6 protein-coding genes are annotated in these 7,650 nt (G+C 35.1%); 1 reads left to right on the forward strand and 5 read right to left on the reverse strand.

Annotation, left to right across the window (positions count from 1 at the left end):
- Positions 1-2: 2 nt before the first annotated feature.
- From AC07XN_RS09005 to AC07XN_RS09025, 5 genes are all read right to left on the reverse strand, one after another.
- Entirely contained in the window at positions 3-1,244 is a 1,242-nt protein-coding gene (locus AC07XN_RS09005) for an AAA family ATPase (RefSeq protein WP_494742792.1), read from the reverse strand.
- Between the two features lie 75 nt (positions 1,245-1,319).
- Positions 1,320-2,600, reverse strand: a complete 1,281-nt coding sequence (locus AC07XN_RS09010) for an adenylosuccinate synthase (RefSeq protein WP_309912871.1) — start codon at positions 2,598-2,600, stop codon at positions 1,320-1,322.
- 283 nt (positions 2,601-2,883) lie between these two features.
- Entirely contained in the window at positions 2,884-3,384 is a 501-nt protein-coding gene (locus AC07XN_RS09015; protein ID WP_309912874.1) for a Fur family transcriptional regulator, read from the reverse strand.
- A 107-nt stretch (positions 3,385-3,491) separates the two neighbouring features.
- The gene (locus AC07XN_RS09020; RefSeq protein WP_309912877.1) at positions 3,492-5,750 is read right to left on the reverse strand and encodes a RelA/SpoT family protein; all 2,259 of its coding nucleotides are present in this window, start codon (positions 5,748-5,750) and stop codon (positions 3,492-3,494) included.
- A gap of 162 nt (positions 5,751-5,912) precedes the next feature.
- Positions 5,913-6,920, reverse strand: coding sequence for a DUF6089 family protein (locus AC07XN_RS09025; RefSeq protein WP_494742793.1), 1,008 nt, complete (start codon positions 6,918-6,920; stop codon positions 5,913-5,915).
- Between the two features lie 204 nt (positions 6,921-7,124).
- On the opposite strand from AC07XN_RS09025, the gene AC07XN_RS09030 reads away from it, so the two are divergent.
- Positions 7,125-7,613: a hypothetical protein gene (locus AC07XN_RS09030; RefSeq protein ID WP_494742794.1), complete on the forward strand. Its 489-nt coding sequence runs from the start codon at positions 7,125-7,127 to the stop codon at positions 7,611-7,613.
- Positions 7,614-7,650 lie beyond the last annotated feature (37 nt).

Below are 7,650 nucleotides of genomic sequence, written 5' to 3' on the forward strand. Positions count from 1 at the left end.
TTTTAAAAGTTTTTAGGTAAACCACCGATGTAGCCTCTCATAAACTGTTCTGAAAGTCGAACTGGGATTTCTCCTTCGGGAGTAGCAATTGGTAGAACTCTTTTTGTTTTGGTATGTCCCTCTTTATTTCTTGAGACTACCAACAAACGCTGTTCGTCATCATTCAAATTGAGTCCGTCCAAAACAGCAGGGTTATGTGTTGTAAAAATCACTTGTTTATCGTGCTTTTTAGCCAATTTTGCCAATACTTTGATTAACTCACTACACAATTTTGGATTTAAAGAAGTGTCAATATTATCTATGGCAAAGAATTTAGGCGTATATTTTGAGATAAATAGAGCAAAATAAAACATCAAAAATAGAAAACCTTCATTAGCACTTCGTTGGTCGAAGTATTGTAATCCTTCTTCCAAAAAACGGTCTTTTATCCTGATTCTTCTTTCCGTAAACACTAAATCTTTAGGTATTTCAAAGCCTTCAAACCAATCTATTAATTCCAAATTTTCAATTACTTCTTGAAATTCCTCTGGTGTTTCCTGACTCATCACAGAAAGCAATTTGAATAGCCCTTCGCCTCTGATTCCTAAAGGTTCTATTTGAGATTCTTCTTCAAATTTTCTTAGAAAGGTGTTTTCTGGGGCGTAGATAAGGAATGTATTTATAAGTGTAGTTTTTTTTAAACTGTCTTCAATAAGCAACTTATTATCTTCTAAAAAGTTCAATAGTTGCTTAACTGCATCTGGGTCAAGGTCAACTTTTTGTTCGACTTTTGTTAATGTTGAAGATTTTTCATTAATAAAATTGGCTATTAGTTCCACTAATTGATGTGTTTGATAAGAAGTAATATTATTTGTAATTCTTTCTATATCATTTATTTTTCTCTGATAGCCATTAATCTTTTCACTCTTTATTTCCTTTGTCCATTCTGAAAAAGAGGCGTTATTGCTATTGATTTCAATCAATACTTTATCTTCAAATAAATCAAAGGTTACTAAGATGGGATTATGGAATGCTTCTTTGGAGAACCCACTTCTCATTAAACCAGATTCAGTAACCCTAATTCCTCTTGCACTCAAAAACTCTTTCCCTAACTTATTTTCAGCCGCAGCTGAGCCAAAAGCAATTGCTTCCAAAATATTACTTTTCCCACAACCGTTTGCTCCTATCAAAATATTGACACGTCCTAATTCAAGAGTTAAGTCTTGAACTGATTTATAATTCTGTATCCTTACTTCTTTGACCATCTTGCTATTATTAAATAAAAAGGTTCGACAATTTACAAAAAACTGTCGAACCTTTTGAAAATATTATGTTTTGGATTAAGCCAAAGCTCCTTTCAATACACATTCGTCGCGGTCTGGACCCGTAGAGATAAAATTGATTGGTAAGCCTAATTTCTCTTCCAAGAAAGTAATATAGCCTGTTAATTCAGCTGGAAGGTTTTCGAAATTTCTTAATCCTTCTAACGAACAGTTCCACCCTTTCAATGTTTCATATACTGGTTCTACAATCGTATCTGTCATATCGTAAGGCAATTGCTCTGTAACCGTACCGTCTGGTAATTTATAAGCAACGCACACTTCTATTTCTTCAAATATATTTAATACGTCAGCCTTCATCATGACCAATTGCGTTACACCATTAATCATCATTGCGTATTTAAGCGCTGGTAAATCAATCCAACCACAACGACGTGGACGACCAGTAGTTGAACCAAATTCACGACCTTCCTGACGCATTCTTTCGCCTACTTCATCCATTAATTCCGTAGGAAACGGCCCTGAACCTACACGTGTAGCATAAGCTTTGAAGATACCGTAAACTTCACCAATGTTTTTTGGAGCAACCCCTAAACCTGTACAAGCACCTGCCGTGATAGTGTTTGAAGAAGTAACAAATGGGTACGAACCAAAGTCAACATCTAGTAAACTTCCTTGCGCACCTTCAGCCAAAATCGTTTTGCCAGCAGTAATCGCATTATTAACAGAGTATTCAGAATCTACCAAACGGAATTGTTTCATAAACTCTACTGCTTCAAAAAAGTCAGCTTCAGCGGCTGTTAAATCATATTCAAACTTATAGACATCTAAAATTGCAGTATGACGAGCCACCAAAGCATCATATTTTGCTTTGAAGTTTGGTGAAATCATATCACCTACTCTCAACCCTTGACGTGAAATTTTATCAGTATAAGTTGGTCCGATACCTTTTAACGTTGAACCAATTTTAGCATCGCCTTTTGCTTTTTCATAGGCAGCATCCAACAAACGGTGTGTTGGAAGAATGATAGAAGCTTTTTTAGATACTTCTAGGTTTTCAAGTACGTTCAAATTATACTTTGCCAAACCATCAATTTCTTTTTTGAAAATAATTGGGTCAAGCACAACACCATTTCCAATAATGTTTTGTACATCCTGACGGAAAATTCCAGACGGAATTTGGTGCAAAACATGTTTAAAACCATCGAATTCAAGGGTATGCCCAGCGTTTGGTCCACCTTGAAAACGAGCAACAACTTGATATTTAGGGGCTAAAACATCAACTATTTTACCCTTTCCTTCATCACCCCACTGCAAACCCAACAATACATCTACTGCCATTTTTTTGTTTTTTGGTTGTCATTCTCACGAAGGAAGTATCTGGCGGTGGCAGACCAGTTCCCTCCTGACGTCGAGATGACAGGAAACAGAAAAATCAAAAAAGAATAAACCACCTAATCAAAGTCGCAAAGATAAACAAACAAAAATAAAACCTCACAAGAATTTCAATAATGCTGTAGTTTTAGTTGAAGAGTATTCCAAAAAAATTCCTAAAAACACAAAAACTGGCGTTTCATTCATCATTCGAATAAAACGCCAGTTTTCTTTTTGTTGATAAATACTGTTAATGATGCTCTCTGCTAGACAATTCTCTTTCAGCTAACATCGCTTTTTTATGTTCACATTCTGTTTTTGTACAAGCACCATAAAAAATCAAAGAATGGTGCATTACATTGAACTGTAACATTTCACCTACCATCGACTGTATCGTTTGTACTCTTGGGTCACAAAATTCAGTAACATGATGGCATTCTGTACAAATCAGGTGGTCATGTTGGCGACGTCCGTAAGATTTTTCGTATTGAGCCTGATTTCTCCCAAATTGATGCTTAGAAACTAAATCACATTCTACTAATACGTCAAGTGTATTATATACCGTAGCACGTGAAACCTGATATTTCTTATTTTTCATCGAAATATATAGTTCCTCCACATCGAAATGGTCATCTCTTGTGTAAATTTCCTCCAAAATGGCAAATCGTTCTGGAGTTTTTCGAAGACTTTTATTTTCAAGATAAGCAGTAAAAATCTTCTTTACTGCCTCTAATGTGGCGTTTGATGGCATTACTGACTATTTTCAGAAAAACAAAAAATAAAATTTATTGATTTAATAATTAGACTAAATCAATTTTGAAAAGTAAAATAAATCAATTTTTAAGAGAAAAAGAAATTCTAGTCTCCTCTTTCAATCTGAATTACACCATCTACTTGCTCTAAAGAGTGAACTAGTGTCTCAAGATGCTGTGTATCTTGAACCATCAATGCTATTTTTCCTTCAAAAATACCTTCTTTTACTCCTATCGAAAGATTTTGGATATTTACTTTTAACTCTTGTGAAATTACCCTTGTTACATCGTTCATCAAGCCCATGCGGTCGGTGCCTTTAATAATTAACTGAGCAACAAACGACATTTTCACTTGGCTCGTCCACAAAGCTTTGATTACTCTATCGCCATGACGAGACAATAGCTCTGTAGCATTGGGGCATGACGTTCTATGGATTTTTATGCCTTCGTTAATGGTAACAAATCCAAAAACTGTATCTCCCGCAATTGGATTACAACATTTGGCTAGGGTATAATCTACTCTATCCATGTCTTCACCAATCAAAATTGCATCCGCATTTTTTACATCGCCATGCAATTTTTTAAGCTCTTTAACGATGTTTTTAGTATTCGTTAGCGGTTCTTGAATGGTCTTTGTAGCCTGCTTTCTTTCATGCGCTTCTCGGTCAGACTTCCATTTTTTTATCTCGTCTAAGCTAATATATGCTTTTCCAAAACGATAAAATAAGTCGTTTGTATCCTTGGCATTAAAATAAGCCCTTAGTTGATTGGTAATTTCTAAGGTTAACGTATTTACACCCAATACTTTTAAGCGATGCTCAATCATATCACGCCCCATGATGACGTGCTGTTTGTTGGCTTCTTTAATATAATCCTTAATTCGGGCTTTCGCCTTGGTCGTTGCTACAAAAGCTAACCAATCTTCGGATGGCTTTTGCTTTGCCGAGGTCATACACTCGATAATATCGCCAGTCTTGAGTTTGTGGCTCAAAGGCACTAGCTTATTATTTACCTTGGCTCCTATACACCTTGCTCCTACTTCTGAGTGAATTTCAAAGGCAAAATCCAATGCTGTAGCACCGTCTTTTAATACAATCAGTTTCCCTTTTGGGGTGTACACAAAAATCTCGTCGTTATATAAACTACTTCTAATATCATCAACCAATTCAACGGCTGATTGTGATTTATCAGTAGTATCCAATGCTTCCCGAATTTGGCTTAACCACGACTCAAAAGCTTTGTTTGTACGCGTATCATTTCCTTTATATTTCCAGTGTGCGGCAAATCCTTTTTCAGCAATTTCATCCATCCGAGTTGTCCGAATCTGCACCTCTACCCAGCGTCCACGTCGCCCAGAACTCATTACTGTAGTATGTAACGATTCATATCCATTTGACTTAGGATTAGAAATCCAATCTTTCAACCGTTCAGGATTGGGTTTATAATGGTCTGTTACCATCGAGTAGACAGCCCAACAAGCAGATTTCTCTAATTCAGTAGGAACATCTAAAATTACCCGCACCGCAAAAAGGTCATAAATTTCCTCAAAGGGAGTATTGTTCTTCTTGAGCTTGTGATAAATAGAATAGATTGATTTCGGTCGTCCTTTCACAATGTGTTTATACCCCATTATGTTAAGGTCTTTCTCAATCGGACGAATAAAGTTTTGGATGAAACTTTCTCTTGATGTTTTAGTCTCTTTTAATTTTTTGGCAATATCTTTATACGCTTCTGGCTCAGTATATTTCAAACACAAGTCTTCTAGTTCAGACTTTATAGCATGAAGTCCTAAACGGTGTGCCAGCGGAGCGTATAAATAAAAAGTTTCAGAGCTAATTTTGAGTTGTTTATCACGAGGCATACTTCCCAGTGTTCGCATATTATGCAAACGGTCGGCAAGTTTGATAAGAATTACCCGAATATCATCCGAAAGCGTAAGTAACATCTTACGGAAGTTTTCAGCTTGTTGTGAACTTCCATAATCAAAAACGCCCGTAATTTTAGTAAGACCATCGATAATTTTGGCTACATTTTTCCCAAAAATAGCTTCAATTTCTGTCAGTTCTATCTCAGTATCTTCCACCACATCATGAAGCAATGCGCACATGATGGATGTTGCCCCCAAGCCTATTTCTTCAACACAAATTTGGGCAACAGCAATAGGATGATAAATATAAGGCTCGCCAGATTTCCTCCTCATCTCTTTATGAGCTTCGGCAGATAATAGGAAAGCTTTTTTTATCAGTTTAGCATCATCATCTTGCAAATATGGACGGGCAATGTTGAGTAATTTTCGGTATCGCTTTAGAATCTCTTTCCGTTCTTGCTCTAAGTCTATTTCTTTTACTTCCACGGTGTTATTCAAGGACAAATGAGTTTTTTTTAAGAAACATTAATTTAGTGTTTAGTCTAAATTAGCGATTTTTGAGGGAAACGGCAAATGGAAGTGCATTTAATTTATATGAGAAGCCAATGGTTTTTAATGAAATTCAATTAAAGTCCTGATTGATAATTAGTCACAACTGTTTTATAGAATTACGGGGCATTTTATTTTCGGAGCAATGTGATAAATTAAACGGAAGCTAGTCAATAAATAAATATCATTCAATTTACTAGCGCCATCTCTCACTGTGCCTTGTCTGAATATTTCAGGGAAGGTACTTGCGGGAGTCAGGTTAGGATTACTATAAATTGGGTTAATATTTTCGGCCAGATATTTTCTAATAGAAGCCTCTCTGTTATTTCCAGTATTAGCCGCTATCAATTCGTATTCTCGGTGTCCCATGATAGCAGAAAGGGGACTAATTGCGTACATTTGACTGTAACTAGTATAATAGCCTCCAACGTCATCAATATAATCCGTTAAATTATAGCGAATACCTACCTCGAACCCTACATCAATTTTTCTATTTATTTTGTATTTTACTCCAAATCCAAGAGGGAAGTTCATTGCGAACAGTTCATATTTATTATTAAGGTTTCCTGGCAAACCCTGTCCTTCTGTATGAAGCGGCTGAAGACTTACCCATTCGCCTGGGGATGCTTCTGACCCTTTATAACTAGCAGGCACTCTGGCAACGGGGTTATGGTGAAAAAAAGCAAAGCCTAAGAAAACATAAGGAGTTATTTGTGCTCTCTTTTGATATCTATCACTTTCTCTAATTAAATTAAAAATACCTTTGAACGATAACTCTTGAATATCATTTCTGAAATGTGTATTTCTCATAAACGACTTTTCTAACAAAGGGGCACCTTCCAGCTTATTGTCATCCCCTGCAATTCTCACCCAAGTCAATGCTATATTGCCTGAAAATCGAGGTGTAAAATGTCTTGTATAATCAACAGAAATATTCCAACGGAGATTATCAATAGTAGATTGAACGGGACGGTTTATTGGAACTAGGTCGCCATAATAATTTGCAGTTCCTATGCCAAAGGCAATATCAGAATGTTTCTCAAAAAGCTTTTTTTGTGAAAAAGCTTGAAAACATATACATAAAGCAATAAGGATTTTAAATAAGTTTTTAATCAACATTAGGAAATCTATTGGGTTATGTTTTGTTTATAAACGACAAACAAATGATAAAAATATACTAAATTTTACAATTTTAGATAATCTGTATTTATTATTGTTTAGTTTATTTACTTATATTTAACTTAGACTGGCATTATTGATGCCAAAGTCAACAATTACTTTTATAAATATTTAACTAACCCCCTAATTTTAAATTAATCTACAATGAAAATTTTAATTGTTATTGGTATTGTCCTTTTTGGTATTGTACGCCTTTTTAAAAATTTTATGGCCTCTGAAAGGGCATCTGATGTATTACGAGAGACAAGCCAAAGTGATGCTCATGCCTTATCATTTGCTGAAACTCTCGACCTAACAGTTGTTATTAAAAAGAATATTGATATTAACTCCATCAGAGACGCATTATCAAAAATAGCTCCTTCTTTCCAATTAGATAACTATACCATAAAATCATTCAAAGAGGTAGCCCAAGATACCTACATTTGTCTTACAATTGTTAAATATGATGATTTAGAATATAGGCGCTATAGTAATGAAAACGCCACTCATGTATTAGACTTGAATTTTAAAATTTCACTTGACGAAGAAAATCAAACTTGTAGAATTTACTCTGATTTACACGATGAACTCAAAGACAAAATATTAAGAGAAGAGTTTGCTAATAAATTGTGGAAAATAATAGAGAAAAAATAAATTACTGAATACTAAAAAACTCCAGATGAATTTCATC

The sequence above is a fragment of the Arcicella sp. GW458-12-2-14-TSB2 genome (assembly GCF_059423785.1).